Raw genomic sequence first — 14,146 nt, 5'->3', positions numbered from 1 at the left:
ACCAGATCACTCCCACTCGATCGTCCCAGGCGGCTTGCTCGTCACATCATACACCACGCGGTTCACGCCCTTCACCTCGTTGATGATGCGCGTCGCGGTCTCCCCTAAGAACTTCATGTCGAACTGGTAGAAGTCCGCGGTCATTCCGTCGGTCGAGGTCACCGCGCGCAGGCCAACGACGTAATCGTAAGTGCGGCCGTCGCCCATGACGCCGACGGTCTTTACCGGGAGCAGCACCGCAAAAGCCTGCCAGATCTCGTCGTAGAGGCCGTGCTTCCTGATCTGGTCGATGTAGACGGCGTCGGCCTTGCGCAGGATGTCGAGCTTGTCCCGGGTGATCTCGCCGGGGCAGCGGATGGCGAGGCCCGGGCCCGGGAACGGGTGGCGACCGACGAAGATTTCGGGGAGGCCGAGCTCACGGCCGAGCTTGCGCACCTCGTCCTTGAACAGCTCGCGCAGGGGCTCGACGAGCTTCATGTTCATGCGCTCGGGCAGGCCGCCAACATTGTGGTGCGACTTGATCGTGACGGAAGGTCCGCCGGTGAAGGAGACGCTCTCGATCACATCAGGATAGAGCGTGCCTTGCGCCAGGAAGTCGGCGCCGCCGATCTTCTTGGCTTCAGCTTCGAACACCTCGATGAAGAGGCGGCCGATGGTCTTGCGCTTGGCTTCGGGGTCGGTGACGCCCTCCAGCTCGCCGAGGAATTGCTTGGAGGCGTCCACGTGCACGAGCGGGATGTTGTAATGGTGGCGAAAGAGGTCGACGACCTGCTCGGCCTCGTTGAGGCGCATCAAGCCGTGATCGACGAACACACACGTCAGCTGGTCGCCAATGGCCTCGTGGATCAAGACGGCCGCAACGGCCGAATCGACGCCGCCGGAGAGGCCGCAGATCACCCTGCCCTTGCCGACCTGCTGGCGGATCTTTGCAATCTCCTCCTCGCGGAAGGCGCGCATGGTCCAGTCGCCGGTGAGGCCGGCGATCTTGCGCACGAAATTGCGGATGAGCTTGGCGCCGTCGGGCGTGTGCACCACCTCGGGGTGGAACATCAGGCCGTAATATTTGCGCTTCTCATCCTGGATGATTGCGAAGGGCGCATTCGGCGAGGTGCCGGCGACGGAGAAGCCTGGCGGCATCCTGGTGATGCGGTCGCCATGGCTCATCCAGACCTGGTTCTTGCTGCCTGACGACCAGACGTCCGCGAACAGCTGGCTCTCGGCCTTCACCTCGACATCGGCGCGGCCGAATTCGCGGTGATGGCCGCCCTCGACCTCGCCCCCTAACTGGGCCGCCATGGTCATCTGGCCGTAGCAGATGCCCATCACCGGCACGCCGGAATCGAAGATGAGTTGCGGGGCGCGGGGCGAGCCGGCCTCGTGCACCGATTCCGGGCCGCCGGACAGGATCACCGCTTTCGGCTTCATCTCCTCGAAGGCGGCCTCCGCCTTGTTGAACGGGACGATCTCGCAATAGACGCCGTCCTCGCGCACGCGGCGCGCGATCAGCTGCGTCACCTGGCTGCCGAAGTCGACGATGAGAATCTTGTCGTGCGCCGAGGCCACCGAGGGCGTCGACGAGGAGCGGTCGTTCTGTGCTGCTGTCATGGCCAGCCAATACGCTGGCGGCGCGCGGGCCGCAACCGCGGTGGTGGAGCGCCCACATGCTTCTTTGGGCATAGACACGAGGGGCTTAGGTAAGTAATATTTACCTAATTTGGTCAACGCAAACGTCGTCGCAACGCTAACGAGCGCTCCAAGAAAAAGCGGCCACATCCGGGCGACGATCAACGCCTCGCGCCCGCAATGACGGAGGCAACAGCGTGCGCTAACAAAAGCGGCGCCGGCTCCGAGACAGGATCGCCCCCATGAAACTCCCCACCTCCCCCTTCACCGTCACCGACTGGAGCAAGGTTGAGCCGACCACGCATCCCGGCGAGAGCGGCGAGGCCACATGGCGCACGCTCAACATCGGCGAACTCCGCGTGCGGATGGTGGAGTACTCGCCGGGCTATCTCGCCGATCACTGGTGCGATCGCGGCCACGTGCTCTATGTGCTGAAGGGCGAGCTCGACTCTGAGTTGCGCGACGGGCGCAAATTCAAGCTCACGGCGGGGATGAGCTACCAGGTATCGGACTTCGGCGACGCCGCGCACCGGTCCTCGACGACGACGGGGGCGACGCTCTTCATCGTCGACTGAAGCGCGCCGACGGTTAATTTGCACCGCGAAATAGCAAAGTGGCGGGACGTTTCGGGCCACGGGTGGTGCCTTGAAGTGGCCCCAAATTCTCGCTATATTGTGATCATCGATACTTGGCCGAACGACTGGGCCGCTTCGCTTCGTTGCTGACGGGCGCGCACGCTTCAGATGAATTCTCCAAACATCGACTCATCAGGGACTATGGGCGCAATGCTGCGTACCGGTCTGCGTGCGTACCTCTCTAACTAAACAAGGAAATTCCCATGGCTATGGGCACCGTGAAGTGGTTCAACACCCAAAAGGGTTATGGTTTCATCCAGCCGGATGACGGCCAGAAGGACGTGTTCGTTCACATCAGCGCCGTCGAGCGCGCTGGCCTCTCCTCCCTCAACGAGGGTCAGAAGGTCTCGTTCGACATCGTCGCCGACCGCCGCAGCGGCAAGTCGTCGGCTGACAATCTCCGCGTCGGCTAACGCCCTCGCACCGTTCTGACCGCGGACGTACCGGCAGAACGTTGGAACTCGAAAGCCCCGCGACCGGGATCGGTCTGCGGGGCTTTTGTTTTTGATGTCATTCCGGGGCGCCCGCAGGGCGAACCCGGAACCCATGGACCCGCGGAGACCGCCGCACGATGGATTCCGGGCTCGCGCTACGCGCGCCCCGGAATGACAACGTCGATCAGCCGGTCTTTTTCAGCACCGACACGAAAAACCCATCCGTCCCGGTCCGGCGCGGCGTCATCAGCCAGCCCTCGGCTGACTGCAGCGCAGCCTCGCCAAAGGCTTCCGCCTTGTCCCAGAGCACGCTTGCAGTCTGCTCGGGCGGGACGACCGAGAACTCGCCATGTCGGCCGACGAACGCCCTCACCTGCTCGCCGTTCTCCTCCGCCAGCACCGAGCAGGTGATGTAGGCGATGCGGCCGCCCGGCTTGACCAGCGGAACCGCGCGCTCCAGCACCTCGGCCTGGTCGCGCAGGCGGATCTCCAGCGCGCCGGGGCGCATGCGCCATTTGGCATCGGGGTTGCGGCGCCAGGTGCCGGTTCCGGTGCAGGGCGCGTCGATCACGACGAGGTCGGCGGTGCTGCGGATGTCGGCAAGCGAATCGGCCTCGCCCTTGGGCGTGCGGATGTCGGCGTTGTGGACGCCGGCGCGCGACAGCCGCTCATGGATCGGCGCGAGCTGGCGCTTGTCACGGTCGGTTGCGATCAGCCGACCCTTGCCCTGCATCAGGGCGGCCAGCGCCAGCGACTTGCCGCCGGCGCCGGCGCAGAGATCGATCACCTGCTCGCCGGGTTTTGCCGCGGTAAACTGGGCCGCAAGCTGCGATCCCTCATCCTGCACTTCAATCGCGCCCTTGATGAAATCCTCCTCCGCCTGGATGCCGGGGTTGCGCGCATCGGCCGAAAGCTCGATGCGCAGGCCGGTTGCGGACCAGGGCGTCGGTTTTGCATGAAGATGAGAAAGCGCCTTCAGCGCCTTGTCGCGGTTGGACTTTAGCGTGTTGACGCGCAGGTCCAGCGGCGCCCGGCTCGCCATCGCGGCCGCCTCCGCGGCGCGATCCTCGCCGAACACTTTTGCAAGGTGCGGGTCGAGCCATTCCGGGTAGTCGCCGGCGACGGCGGCAGGTGCGTCCTGGAGGGAGCGCGAGGCGAGCGCCGCCTGCTCGGCCTCGGTCAGCGGCGCCGGCGCAAAGCGGCTGCCGTCGAACAAGGCACCCATAGTCGCCGTGTCCATGTTGCGCTCGAGGCGGAGCATGCCGATCAGCCGGGCCCGTGCGGTATCGGAATCCATCAGCCAGGCGCTCGAGGCGTAGCGGCGCAGCACATCCCAGACGAGGCCGGCGATGGCCGCGCGGTCGCCGGAACCGGCGAAGCGGTGCGCGGTGCCCCACTCCTTCAGCGCCTTCGCCGCGGGCACGCGGTCCCTCTCGATGGTGTCGATCAGTTCGATGGCTGCGGACAGCCGGGCAGCGGGGGTCATTTGGGTTCTTTCAAGTGGTGCGCAGCGCCTAGATCAGCAGCAAAAGCTTCAGCGCGAAGTAAATCCACATCGCGAGCAGCACCAGCACGCCGGCGAGCCAGACCGTGGAGCGGCGGCCGAGATCGTTGGAGGAAACGAACACGCCGGCATGGGCAAAGCGCGTCACCACGAACACCCAGGACATCAGCACGATGAAGAGATCGGCGCGGCGCAAGGGCAATGCCAGCGCGATCAGTACGTAAAACAGCACCGGCAGCTCGAACTGGTTGCGGTAGCAATTGGCGATTTGTGTGGCGCCCTTCGGCCAGTTTGGCTCGCCGAGCGCAATGTCGCGGATCTTGGTCTCGCCGGAGACCAGGGTCTTGCGGCGCGCCAGGACCATGCCGATCAGCAGCGCGAAGGTGAGAGCGACCTGCACGAAGACCGGCAGCAGGACCATTTGAACGGACATCGGAACTTTCCCGTAAAGGCGAAATGCCGCCGACGTCATTAGCCGCGACTTTTGGCGCTGACAATGAACGACTTGAACCGGCGTTCCCGCTTCCCCGACCAACCCCAGATTGTTGAAGCGATTTCGGCCCCTTGGGCCCCGAGGCGAGCCAGCCATGAATTCCTTGTCCAGCTTGTTCAGCGAAGCCGCCGCGGGCCAGCTCGGCCTCCTGATGTCGGCACTGTCGGGGATCGCGGCAGCGCTCGCGGTCGCGTTGGCCATGACGGTCTACTTCCGCCTGAGCTATCGGACCTGGCGGGACGTCGCCCGGCATGGCCTGGCGACCTTGGCCGCGCTCGCGCTGTTCGCCTTTGCCGCCTACGACATGCGTCACGCGGCGCTCGCCTATCTCGGTCTCAACCCCTCCAAGCCTGCCGTCGAGTTCGAGATCCGCATGCCCCGGGAGATGCTGGCGGCGGTGGGCGACAGCCAGATCGAGCTGCACACCGACCGCAACCAGACATTGGCGCTGGTGGACGGCGTGCGCGACCTCTCGGACGGCCGGGCCGTGCTGCGCGGCGCAGTGGTGCTCAACCACCGCACGGCCGATCGCGTTCTGGTCGTGAACCTCTCAGGCAAGGGCGTCTTCGAGTTCCGCCTCCGCCTGCCGGCCGAGCCGCATCGCTCCGGCCAGTTCGGCCCCTGGCACCTCGCCGACCGCATCGCTTCCCCGCTCGCCGCTGCCGTCGCCCCGCAGGACGGCTACAGCATCCGCTATCGCGTGCTTTAAACTTTGTTCGTTGCGATCCATGCCCGGCCCGTCATCGTTCCGACGCGCGGCGACGGGTAGGATGATCGCATGCCCGAATTTCGTCTCACGCAGATTTCCGACACCCATCTCGGCCGGCGCTTTCCCGGCCTGATCGCCAACTTCGCGGCGATCAGCGAGCACATCGACGCCGGTAGGCCCGATCTCGTCGTCAACACCGGCGATGTCTCGTTCGACGGGCCGACCAGCCGCGACGACGTCGAATTCGCAAAGAGCCTGCACGACGCGCTGCCGGTCACCTGCCGCTATCTCCCCGGCAATCACGATATCGGGGACAATCCGACCGCGATCGGGCCGGCGCCGAAGCCGCCGGTCAGCGAGACGCACCGCCAGCAGTTCTGCGACATCATCGGCGAAGATCATTGGGCGTTTGACGCCGCGGGCTGGCGCTTCATCGGCCTCAATTCGCTGGTGATGAATTCGGGCCTCGCCTTCGAGGCCGAGCAGCTCGACTGGCTGTCTCAGGAAATCTCGCGCGTGAACGGCAGGCCGGTCGCGCTGTTCCTGCACAAGCCGCTGTTCCTCAACCTGCCCGACGATCCCGAGACGCCGGAGACGTCGATCCGCTACGTGCCGCAGCCGGCGCGGGCGCGGCTGATCGAGATGTTCGGCAAGGTCGACCTGCGTCTCATCGCCAGCGGGCACGTGCACCAGCGCCGCGACTTCACCTTCCGCCACACCCGCCACGTCTGGGCGCCGTCAGCGGGCTTCGTCATCAACGATCAGCGCCAGGACCGGATCGCGATCAAGGAAGTCGGCCTGGTCGAATACCGCTTCCAGGCCGACAGTCTCGAGGTCCGCCACATCAGGGCGGCCGGCCAGGTCGATGTCGATATCGAGGAGCTGCTCATCCAGATGGGCGACGGGCACTGATAAAATCGGCTGCGTGCAGTAAGCGCGCTTGATGTCCGCCTGTCACTCAACACCTAGCGCAGAGCCGGACACGCGTGCTCCACATCCCGACCCCGTAAGCGAGGCCTGTCTCGTGGTTCTGGAGCTTCGGCTTGCGACCAACAGGAACATCGCTGGCTCCGCGCGCATTGAAGGACGATCAGACTACGTCGATGGAGGCCCCATGACCAGGACAACGCTGAATGAAGCGAGGCTGATCAATTTGGCCACGGCTTGCGCGGCCTTGGCACTCGTCCTCACGATGGTTCCGGCAACGGCGCAGGAGGCTGGGCGCTCGAGAGTCGGCACACTCACGTGCAACATATCGCCCGGAGTCGGCATGATTGTTGCGGGACAACGGCAGCTGAGCTGCATCTATGCATCGGCACGAGGCAGGGCACGCGAGGCTTACGAAGGCACCGTCAGCACGCTTGGTCTGGACATAGGAGCCACGTCCGGCGGTCAGTTCGTTTGGACCGTGTTTGCGCCAACGACAGTTCGCCGGGCAGCCTTGGCCGGAACTTATGCGGGCGCGACCGCCGGCGGCACTGTCGGCGCCGGAGTTGGTGCCAACCTCCTGGTGGGCGGCTCGGATCGTACGATTGCCTTGCAGCCGGTGTCCGTCCAGGCGCAGACAGGTGTGAACGTCGCAGCAGGCATATCAAGAATGGAATTGCGGCCGGTTGCTGCGCCTGCACGCGGCAAGGCCCAGTGACGGCCGTCGCTGCCGATCTCAGGAGTTCGTCATTGAGTTGACGACCTCCACGATGGCGGCGGGGTCTGCGTACGTGACCATATGCCCGGCATTTGGAACAAGGTGAAGATCGGACCGAGGCAGTGCTTGATGTAAATCCTGCGCTTGTCTGAATTCGATCACTTGGTCCTCTGTTCCGTGGAATATCTGCACTCGCTCGCCGATGGCTGGATAATAAGCTTGGAATTGTGTTGCAGTTGGAATGAGGAGTGCACTTTCCTCCGCAGCCGCCCTCAACTGTGTGGGCCTGAGCACCAAAGACACTGGAAATTCATTCCTGAACGTCTGCGGGACAGAACGGGGCGCAAAGATCTTGCGGAGAGCTCCTGGCAGGACGGCCCACGAACCGATCGGCGCGACAGTGTAACTGACCAGGTCGCCCAGGACCGGTATGGCTGGACCTGACATCAGCCACACGTCCAATCGGCCGGTCGGGAAATAGTACCCTGACGCAAGCACAAGACCCTGGGTCGGATAATCCTTTCGCACGGCGAGAGCGATAGCGACCAAGGCGCCCCAAGAATGGCCGAGCACAACCGGATTGCGGATTCCAAGTTGATTGAGCGCCTTCGCCAGCAGAGCGGCTTGAGCTGCCGCGGTCCATATTCGGAGCCGCGGCCGCTGACTATAGCCAAAGCCTGGGCGATCGAAGCACACCACGCGATTGGTGCGGGCAAGAAGATCGACCAGACCGCTGATCGTGAAGTCCTGGATCATGGATCCGTTGCCATGGAGCAGCACGACGCAAGGAGCGGCCGGATCCCCTCGATCGACATAGTGGAGCACTACGCCTTCGCATTCGAGGAACTTGCCGATTGGTGGATTCCTCCACTCGGCCAGTTTTGAGAAGCCGATGTTACCGACGACGAGAAGCGCCAATAACAAGGCAGCGATGAGCAACACGGTTTCAGCGGTGGTCATTACTGACCCTTGATGATCGAGGGTATGAACATGAGACCCGCGGTGCCAAGCAAGTGAACCAATCCATGGAGTAATTGGAAGTTGAAGCGCTCGTTCCTGCGCGCGATCGCGGAGGATTGATTAAAAATCACGTGCCCCGGAACGGTCGAGAAATGCCCACGTTGGCCGCTAAGGATCGCACCTGTGACGGAGAGGATCCGACGTCACCAACAATAACCAAGGAGCAACAGATGGCTAATCCACGCCAGGAGGAAAAGTCTACGCAAAGCCCTGAGGACACAATGCGCCGCGCCGCCGAAAGGACCGCTGAGCAAACCAGACGGATCGGCTTAGCTACCGCTGAGGCCAGCGAGGAGGTGGCTCAAGCCAGCAGTCACCTGCTGCAACAGAATGCCGAGATGTTGCAAAACAGTTGGCGCTTCGGCGTCGACATGGCCACTGTGATGTTGGGCCGGTCTGCTGATCAGCTTGGTCGCACGTTCGGTGTGACGGGCAATGAAACGGAGCAGGCAACAGAACGATCGGTCCGCAACGCTGAAGCAATCATGTACTCTACAACGGCGGTCGTCAAAGGAATGAACGGCGTCTCACGCGAGTACTTCGATTTCGTTCGACAGCAGATCGAGAGGACCATGGACCGTATGAATGAACTCTGGCGCTGCCGAACTCCGCAGGATTTGGCGGCTGTGCAGACCGATCTGATGCGCGATTCGATCAGAAGCGCCCTCGATACCAGCCGCCGGATGGCGGACATGTCTTTGAAGGTCGCTGACGATGCAGGAAACCATATTACTCAGAGTATCGAACGCATGCGGCACGCCGCCTAAAGCGCGATGCGATTAAGATGAATCGTCATCGCGCTTTGATTACTGTTTGAGCATGAGCTTTTCGGAAAACCGCTACCCACTTTTCCGAATCATGCTGTAGCGGGCTGTCACAGCCATGGCGCACATGTGCGGCTGACCCTCAGCCGCTCTTGTGTTGAGGCCTCGCGGAAGACTCAAGCCACGCTTTTAAGATCCTGCTGGATGGCCGCGAGCAGCGATTGCAGCGCAGCGCTGTTCACCGGCTTGGCCTCGGTGCCGGCTGGCTGAGCAGCGGGGCGCTGCGCAGCTTTCACGGGACGCTTCGGGAATGGCGGAGGCGCAGGCATTGCGGCCGGGGCGAATTCGCCCTCGTCCTCGGCGTGAACGAACTTGCCATGGATGACGTCGTCGCGACGGCCCATGATGAACATGGTCGCCCAATAGCCGACGGCCAGGAGGATGACGCAGAAAATACCAATCTCTAACATCGCAGCACCTAAAATATGCGCGATGATTCAATGCCTTCGTCCGGCCGTCAATGAACAGGCGGTCACACCCGCGGCTTTTGCGGGCAGGTGTGACCATTTGGTGACTCTTTCTTAACTATCCCCACGCGGCGTGTGGCCGCGGGGCCACGTGAGTCCCATTCCCTGTCGCCTAAAGCGCGATGAATGCGCTCGCGCTTTAGGTTGTTGTTTTGGCATGATCTTTCCGGAAAACCGCTTCGCACTTTTCCGGATCATGCCTAGGCCTTGTCCGGCCCGACCCGGACCAGCTGCTTGCCGAAATTGGCCCCCTTCAGCAGGCCTATGAAGGCGCCGGGGGCGCTTTCCAGGCCCTCGGTGACGAACTCCTTGTACTTGACCTTGCCGTCGCGAACCCAGCCGGACATGTCGCGCAGGAAGTCTCCGTGGCGGGCGGCGAAGTCGGAGACGATGAAGCCGCGGAAGGTCAGCCGCTTGGTCAGCGTGGCGCGCATCAGGCTGGCGGCCCATTTCGGCGGCTTGGCCTCGGTGTCGTTGTAATGGGCGATCAGGCCGCACACCGGCACGCGCGCAAACGGGTTGAGCAGCGGAAACACCGCCTCGAACACGGCACCGCCGACATTCTCGAAATAGACGTCGATGCCATCAGGGCAGGCGTCCTTCAGCTTGGCGGCGAGATCGGGATCGCGGTGATCGATGCAGGCATCGAAGCCGAGCTCCTTCACCACGTAGTCGCACTTGTCCTTGCCGCCGGCGATGCCGACCGCACGGGCGCCCTTGATCTTGGCGATCTGCCCCACCGCCGAGCCGACCGCGCCGGAGGCACCGGCAACGACGACGGTCTCGCCCTGTTGCGGCTTGCCGATGTCGAGCAGGCCCGTATAGGCGGTCATGCCGGGCATGCCGAGCACACCGATCGAGGTCGAGATCGGCCCGAGCTTGGGATCGACCTTGATCAGGCCCTTGCCGTTCGAGGTCGCATGGGTCTGCCAGCCCGAGCGGATGCGCACGATGTCGCCGACCGCGAAATCAGGATTGTTTGAGGCCGCGACCTCGCTGACCGCCTCGCCTTCCATCACGCCGCCGACCGGCACCGGAGCTGCGTAGGACGGCCCTTCGCTCATGCGCCCGCGCATATAGGGATCGAGCGACAGCCAGATCGTGCGCAGCAGGACTTCGCCCTGCCCTGGCGTCGGAACGGCGAATTCCTCCAGGCGAAAATCAGACGGCTTGGGTTCGCCGACGGGACGCGCGGCGAGAACGATGCGTTTGGCTTGGGCCATGGCTTCCTCCTTTTGTCTTTCGATACGGACGGAAGCGGAGGCAGCGAGGCGCGTCAACACAAAAGCGGTGAGCGGTTGGCCCCTCGGAGCCGAGGGCGCGTCGGCGTCGATTCAAGGCCTATCGCCGATCAAGCCCGTTCAGATCTGTTGTCGCCGTTTCCAGCACTTGTGCCGACACGGCGTCCTTCATTCGGGTAGCCCGGCCATCCGCATGCCCTCCGAGGCGAGCGCGAAATCCTGCGGGCGGCGGACGAGCAGCCAATCCTCCAAAACGCTGACCCGTAAAGTCGGATCCAGCCTGCGGACGTGGGCCATCGCTTCACGGGCTTCGTCCATCCGCCCGGCTAGCGCGTGGCTCGCCGCCATGAAGGCGGCCACCCGCAGGACGTTCGGCATCTGCCGCGATGCCCGCTGCAGTGACGCCACCGCGTCGTCGAAGCGGCGGCAATACAGATGTCCCATCGCGATCCCGGTCTGCATCTGAAATATCTCGGGGTCGAGCGGGCTGAGCCGCATGGCGCGACTGAAATAGTCGATCGCGCTGTCGTGTTCGCCCATCGAGATTCGTTGATACCCGCCGAGATACCAGATCGTCGACGAATTCGGATTGAGCACCAGCGCGCGGTCTACATGGGCGACGCAGGTGTCCAGATCGCCGCCGAAATGGGGCCATGCGTGGCCGCCACGGCACAATGCAACTGCGTCGTTCTTGTTCAGCGTCACCGCGCGCTGGCACAACCGCGCCGCCTCGGCGCCATCGGCGGCGCGGTCTGCGAGCCAGCGATTCATCTTGCGCCAGTAGAAGCACCACGCCGCCATGCCATAAGCCGCAGCAAAGTCCGGATCGCGATCGATCGCCCCATAGAACAGCGCTAATGCCCCATCGATTCCGTCGCGGGTCGCGGTGTGGAATTGCGCCAAGCCGCGGAGATAATAGTCGTAGGCATCGAGGCTTTCGGTCGGCTTGCGCTTGGCGCGTTCGATTTCGGCGAGCTCGAGCTGGGGCGCAATCGCGCCGACGACGCTGGCGGTGATCTGGTCCTGCAGCTCGAAGATGTCGTCCATCGCGCTCTCGAACCGCTCAGCCCACAGATGAGCGCCGGTGGAGGCGTCGATCAATTGTCCGGTGATGCGCACGCGGCCAGCGGAGCGGCGCACGCTGCCTTCCAGCACGTAGCGTACGCCCAGTTCGCGGCCAATTTGCTTCACATCGACCGCGCGGCCCTTGTAGGTGAAGCTGGAATTGCGGGCGATCACGAACAGCCAACGGATTCGCGACAGACCGAAGATGATGTCTTCGACGACGCCGTCGGCGAAGTAGTCCTGAGCGGCGTCCCCGCTCAGGTTCAGAAACGGCAGCACAGCGATCGAGGGCCGGTCGGGCAGGTCGAGCGCGGCAACCGGCTTCTCCGCCGACGGCACGATCGCGATGCGCTGATCGGCCGCTACGTGCACCTCGCCGACAAAGCGGAACCCCTTGCGCGGAACGGTTCGAATCAGCCGCTGCCCCTCTCCACTGTCTTCCAGCGCCTTGCGCACAGCGTTGATGTGGCTGGCCAGCGTCGATTCCGAGACGATCCGCCCGCCCCAGACCGTGTCGAACAGATCATTCTTGCTAACGACGTGGTCGCGGTTGCGCACCAGATACAGCAGCAGATCGAAAGCCTGCGGCGTGAGGCTGACAGCCCCGGAGTCCCGCCGCAACTCCCGCCGGTCCTCATCGAGGACATAGGCTTCGAAGGTGAACCGCACCACAAAGACCCTGATTGAAATCGAGCGGCATCCCGCTCTCGGCGCACCCCAGCCGAGGCTGCTGCGCCCTGTTTGGACGAAACTGCAAGCAGATTTCAAGCGAAAACCAAGGGCGCTGCACGTCCCTACCAAGGTCTCGGGCCGGATTCCGGCGCATCCTTGCCGCCTCTGGAGCGAACGAGACGCGAGGGCACAATGAAGATCGTGGTGATCGGCGGCAGCGGCCTGATCGGAAGCAATGTGGTGCGCAGGCTTCAGGCCAAAGGCCACGAGGTGGTCGCGGCCTCGCCCTCCTCCGGCGTCAACACGTTGACCCGCGAGGGCCTCGCCGAAGCAGTCGACGGTGCACAAGTCGTAATCGACGTCGCGAACTCGCCGGCCTTCGACGACAAGACCGCGATGGATTTCTTCCGGACCTCGGGCCGCAACCTGCTGGCGGCCGAAACCGCCGCCGAGGTGAAGCATCATCTCGCGCTGTCGGTGGTGGGTACCGACCGACTGCAGACGAGCGGCTATTTTCGCGCAAAGCTTGTGCAAGAGGAGCTCATCCAAGCATCAAGCCTTCCATACACCATCCTGCGCGCGACCCAGTTCTTCGAATTCATCGACGCGATCATCGCAGGCGGCGCTGAGGGCGACGTGATCCGGCTGTCGCCCGCGCATCTCCAGCCCGTCGCTGCCGACGACGTCGCGGCCACACTGACCGAATTGGCGCTTGGTCCGCCTCGCAACCGCATAATCGAGATCGCTGGTCCCGAAAGGCGTGGCCTCGATGACTTTGCACAGCAGGTTCTGGCCGCCAGGGGCGACACACGCCGAGTGATCCCCGATATCCGGGCGGACTATTTCGGCCTGACCCTGAACGATCAGTCGCTGACGCCGGGCGACGAGCCACAGCTCGGGCGGACCCGGCTCGCCGACTGGCTCGACAACCCACTCCTCACCCCAAAGGATGCAAAACCATGAGCACGATCACCACCAAGGACGGCACCGAGATCTATTACAAGGACTGGGGCCAAGGCCCTGTCGTGACCTTCTCGCACGGCTGGCCGCTGAATGCAGACGCCTGGGACGGCCAGATGCTGTTCCTTGCCCAGCACGGCTTTCGCGTCGTCGCGCACGACCGGCGCGGTCATGGTCGCTCCAGCCAGGCCTCGGAGCACAACGACATGAACGGCTATGCGGACGATCTCGCCGCGGTGATCGAAGCGCTTGATTTACGCGACGCCACGCTGATCGGCCATTCCACCGGCGGTGGCGAGGTCGCACGCTATATCGGCCGCCATGGTACCGGTCGCGTCGCCAAGGCGGTACTGATCGCGGCGGTGCCGCCGATCATGCTGAAGACCGAAGCCAACCCGGAGGGACTTCCGATCGAGGTGTTCGACGCCATTCGTGCAGGCGTCGCCGGCGACCGGTCGCAATACTACAAGGATCTGGCGATTGCCTTCTACGGCGCAAACCGACCTGGTGCAAAAGTCTCGCCGGGCACGCTCGACCAGTTCTGGCTGTGGAGCATGCAGGCAGGCGCCAAGAATGCCTATGAGAGCGTCAAAGCCTTTTCGGAAACTGATTTCACCGAGGACCTGAAGAAGTTCGATGTGCCGACCCTGGTCCTGCACGGCGAGGACGACCAGATCGTGCCGGTCAAGGACTCCGCGCGCAAATCGGCGAAGCTCATCAAGGGCGCCAAGGACGTCTACTACCCGGGGGCCCCGCACGGCCTGACCGCCACCCATCAGGATCAGATCAACGCCGAGCTGCTGAAATTCATCCGGAGCTAGCGATCTCGTTCACCTGAATTGCAGACCTCAACG

General features: G+C 63.6%; 15 protein-coding genes. 8 read left to right on the top strand and 7 right to left on the bottom strand.

Features of this window, described 5'->3' with window-relative positions; genetic code table 11:
• Positions 1–6 precede the first annotated feature (6 nt).
• Positions 7–1,605, bottom strand: a complete 1,599-nt coding sequence (guaA, locus tag I6F12_RS07620) for a glutamine-hydrolyzing GMP synthase (protein ID WP_225155897.1) — start codon at positions 1,603–1,605, stop codon at positions 7–9.
• 260 nt (positions 1,606–1,865) lie between these two features.
• Between guaA and I6F12_RS07615 the strand changes: the two genes are divergently transcribed.
• Positions 1,866–2,198, top strand: a complete 333-nt coding sequence (locus I6F12_RS07615; RefSeq protein ID WP_036000985.1) for a DHCW motif cupin fold protein — start codon at positions 1,866–1,868, stop codon at positions 2,196–2,198.
• Between the two features lie 263 nt (positions 2,199–2,461).
• Complete coding sequence (locus I6F12_RS07610; RefSeq protein WP_008141931.1) at positions 2,462–2,671, top strand: cold-shock protein; 210 nt, start codon at positions 2,462–2,464, stop codon at positions 2,669–2,671.
• 205 nt (positions 2,672–2,876) lie between these two features.
• On the opposite strand, the gene I6F12_RS07605 is transcribed toward I6F12_RS07610, so the two are convergent.
• Positions 2,877–4,178, bottom strand: coding sequence for an RsmB/NOP family class I SAM-dependent RNA methyltransferase (locus I6F12_RS07605; protein ID WP_225155896.1), 1,302 nt, complete (start codon positions 4,176–4,178; stop codon positions 2,877–2,879).
• A gap of 28 nt (positions 4,179–4,206) precedes the next feature.
• Positions 4,207–4,629: an MAPEG family protein gene (locus I6F12_RS07600; protein ID WP_036000992.1), complete on the bottom strand. Its 423-nt coding sequence runs from the start codon at positions 4,627–4,629 to the stop codon at positions 4,207–4,209.
• A 154-nt stretch (positions 4,630–4,783) separates the two neighbouring features.
• Here I6F12_RS07600 and I6F12_RS07595 point away from each other — a divergent pair, with 154 nt between their 5' ends.
• The 3 genes from I6F12_RS07595 to I6F12_RS07585 all read left to right on the top strand — a co-directional run bounded on the left by I6F12_RS07595 (position 4,784) and on the right by I6F12_RS07585 (position 7,043).
• The gene (locus I6F12_RS07595) at positions 4,784–5,398 is read left to right on the top strand and encodes an acriflavin resistance protein (protein WP_225155895.1); all 615 of its coding nucleotides are present in this window, start codon (positions 4,784–4,786) and stop codon (positions 5,396–5,398) included.
• Positions 5,399–5,467: 69 nt separating this feature from the next.
• Positions 5,468–6,310: a metallophosphoesterase gene (locus I6F12_RS07590; RefSeq protein WP_225155894.1), complete on the top strand. Its 843-nt coding sequence runs from the start codon at positions 5,468–5,470 to the stop codon at positions 6,308–6,310.
• A 202-nt stretch (positions 6,311–6,512) separates the two neighbouring features.
• Complete coding sequence (locus I6F12_RS07585; RefSeq protein ID WP_225155893.1) at positions 6,513–7,043, top strand: DUF992 domain-containing protein; 531 nt, start codon at positions 6,513–6,515, stop codon at positions 7,041–7,043.
• A gap of 18 nt (positions 7,044–7,061) precedes the next feature.
• Here I6F12_RS07585 and I6F12_RS07580 read toward each other — a convergent pair whose 3' ends face one another.
• Positions 7,062–8,003: an alpha/beta hydrolase gene (locus tag I6F12_RS07580; RefSeq protein ID WP_225155892.1), complete on the bottom strand. Its 942-nt coding sequence runs from the start codon at positions 8,001–8,003 to the stop codon at positions 7,062–7,064.
• 230 nt (positions 8,004–8,233) lie between these two features.
• On the opposite strand from I6F12_RS07580, the gene I6F12_RS07575 reads away from it, so the two are divergent.
• Positions 8,234–8,830: a phasin family protein gene (locus I6F12_RS07575; RefSeq protein WP_036001015.1), complete on the top strand. Its 597-nt coding sequence runs from the start codon at positions 8,234–8,236 to the stop codon at positions 8,828–8,830.
• A gap of 173 nt (positions 8,831–9,003) precedes the next feature.
• On the opposite strand, the gene I6F12_RS07570 is transcribed toward I6F12_RS07575, so the two are convergent.
• The 3 genes from I6F12_RS07570 to I6F12_RS07560 all read right to left on the bottom strand — a co-directional run bounded on the left by I6F12_RS07570 (position 9,004) and on the right by I6F12_RS07560 (position 12,329).
• Positions 9,004–9,297: a hypothetical protein gene (locus I6F12_RS07570; RefSeq protein WP_057028917.1), complete on the bottom strand. Its 294-nt coding sequence runs from the start codon at positions 9,295–9,297 to the stop codon at positions 9,004–9,006.
• 257 nt (positions 9,298–9,554) lie between these two features.
• A complete protein-coding gene (locus I6F12_RS07565) occupies positions 9,555–10,577 on the bottom strand; it encodes an NADP-dependent oxidoreductase (RefSeq protein ID WP_225155891.1) in 1,023 nt (340 codons plus the stop codon).
• 186 nt (positions 10,578–10,763) lie between these two features.
• On the bottom strand, positions 10,764–12,329 hold the full coding sequence (locus I6F12_RS07560; protein ID WP_225155890.1) for a winged helix-turn-helix domain-containing tetratricopeptide repeat protein: 1,566 nt from the start codon (positions 12,327–12,329) through the stop codon (positions 10,764–10,766).
• A gap of 195 nt (positions 12,330–12,524) precedes the next feature.
• Between I6F12_RS07560 and I6F12_RS07555 the strand changes: the two genes are divergently transcribed.
• Together I6F12_RS07555 and I6F12_RS07550 are read left to right on the top strand one after the other, a co-directional pair.
• A complete protein-coding gene (locus I6F12_RS07555; protein WP_225155889.1) occupies positions 12,525–13,295 on the top strand; it encodes an SDR family oxidoreductase in 771 nt (256 codons plus the stop codon).
• Positions 13,292–14,113, top strand: coding sequence for an alpha/beta hydrolase (locus tag I6F12_RS07550; RefSeq protein WP_225155888.1), 822 nt, complete (start codon positions 13,292–13,294; stop codon positions 14,111–14,113). The genes I6F12_RS07555 and I6F12_RS07550 overlap by 4 nt, the downstream gene beginning before the upstream one ends.
• The last annotated feature ends 33 nt before the right edge of the window (positions 14,114–14,146 follow it).

This window comes from Bradyrhizobium sp. IC4059, from assembly GCF_020193615.1.
Taxonomy (GTDB): domain Bacteria; phylum Pseudomonadota; class Alphaproteobacteria; order Rhizobiales; family Xanthobacteraceae; genus Bradyrhizobium; species Bradyrhizobium yuanmingense.
Note: the sequence above shows the minus strand (reverse complement) of the source record. Positions and strands in the feature narration are given on the sequence as shown.

What these genes read in the sequence shown, in the direction of transcription:
- guaA (WP_225155897.1), bottom strand. Translation starts at nt 1,605, where the DNA reads ATGACAGCAGCACAGAACGACCGCTCCTCGTCGACGCCCTCGGTGGCC.
- I6F12_RS07615 (WP_036000985.1), top strand. Translation starts at nt 1,866, where the DNA reads ATGAAACTCCCCACCTCCCCCTTCACCGTCACCGACTGGAGCAAGGTT.
- I6F12_RS07610 (WP_008141931.1), top strand. Translation starts at nt 2,462, where the DNA reads ATGGCTATGGGCACCGTGAAGTGGTTCAACACCCAAAAGGGTTATGGT.
- I6F12_RS07605 (WP_225155896.1), bottom strand. Translation starts at nt 4,178, where the DNA reads ATGACCCCCGCTGCCCGGCTGTCCGCAGCCATCGAACTGATCGACACC.
- I6F12_RS07600 (WP_036000992.1), bottom strand. Translation starts at nt 4,629, where the DNA reads ATGTCCGTTCAAATGGTCCTGCTGCCGGTCTTCGTGCAGGTCGCTCTC.
- I6F12_RS07595 (WP_225155895.1), top strand. Translation starts at nt 4,784, where the DNA reads ATGAATTCCTTGTCCAGCTTGTTCAGCGAAGCCGCCGCGGGCCAGCTC.
- I6F12_RS07590 (WP_225155894.1), top strand. Translation starts at nt 5,468, where the DNA reads ATGCCCGAATTTCGTCTCACGCAGATTTCCGACACCCATCTCGGCCGG.
- I6F12_RS07585 (WP_225155893.1), top strand. Translation starts at nt 6,513, where the DNA reads ATGACCAGGACAACGCTGAATGAAGCGAGGCTGATCAATTTGGCCACG.
- I6F12_RS07580 (WP_225155892.1), bottom strand. Translation starts at nt 8,003, where the DNA reads ATGACCACCGCTGAAACCGTGTTGCTCATCGCTGCCTTGTTATTGGCG.
- I6F12_RS07575 (WP_036001015.1), top strand. Translation starts at nt 8,234, where the DNA reads ATGGCTAATCCACGCCAGGAGGAAAAGTCTACGCAAAGCCCTGAGGAC.
- I6F12_RS07570 (WP_057028917.1), bottom strand. Translation starts at nt 9,297, where the DNA reads ATGTTAGAGATTGGTATTTTCTGCGTCATCCTCCTGGCCGTCGGCTAT.
- I6F12_RS07565 (WP_225155891.1), bottom strand. Translation starts at nt 10,577, where the DNA reads ATGGCCCAAGCCAAACGCATCGTTCTCGCCGCGCGTCCCGTCGGCGAA.
- I6F12_RS07555 (WP_225155889.1), top strand. Translation starts at nt 12,525, where the DNA reads ATGAAGATCGTGGTGATCGGCGGCAGCGGCCTGATCGGAAGCAATGTG.
- I6F12_RS07550 (WP_225155888.1), top strand. Translation starts at nt 13,292, where the DNA reads ATGAGCACGATCACCACCAAGGACGGCACCGAGATCTATTACAAGGAC.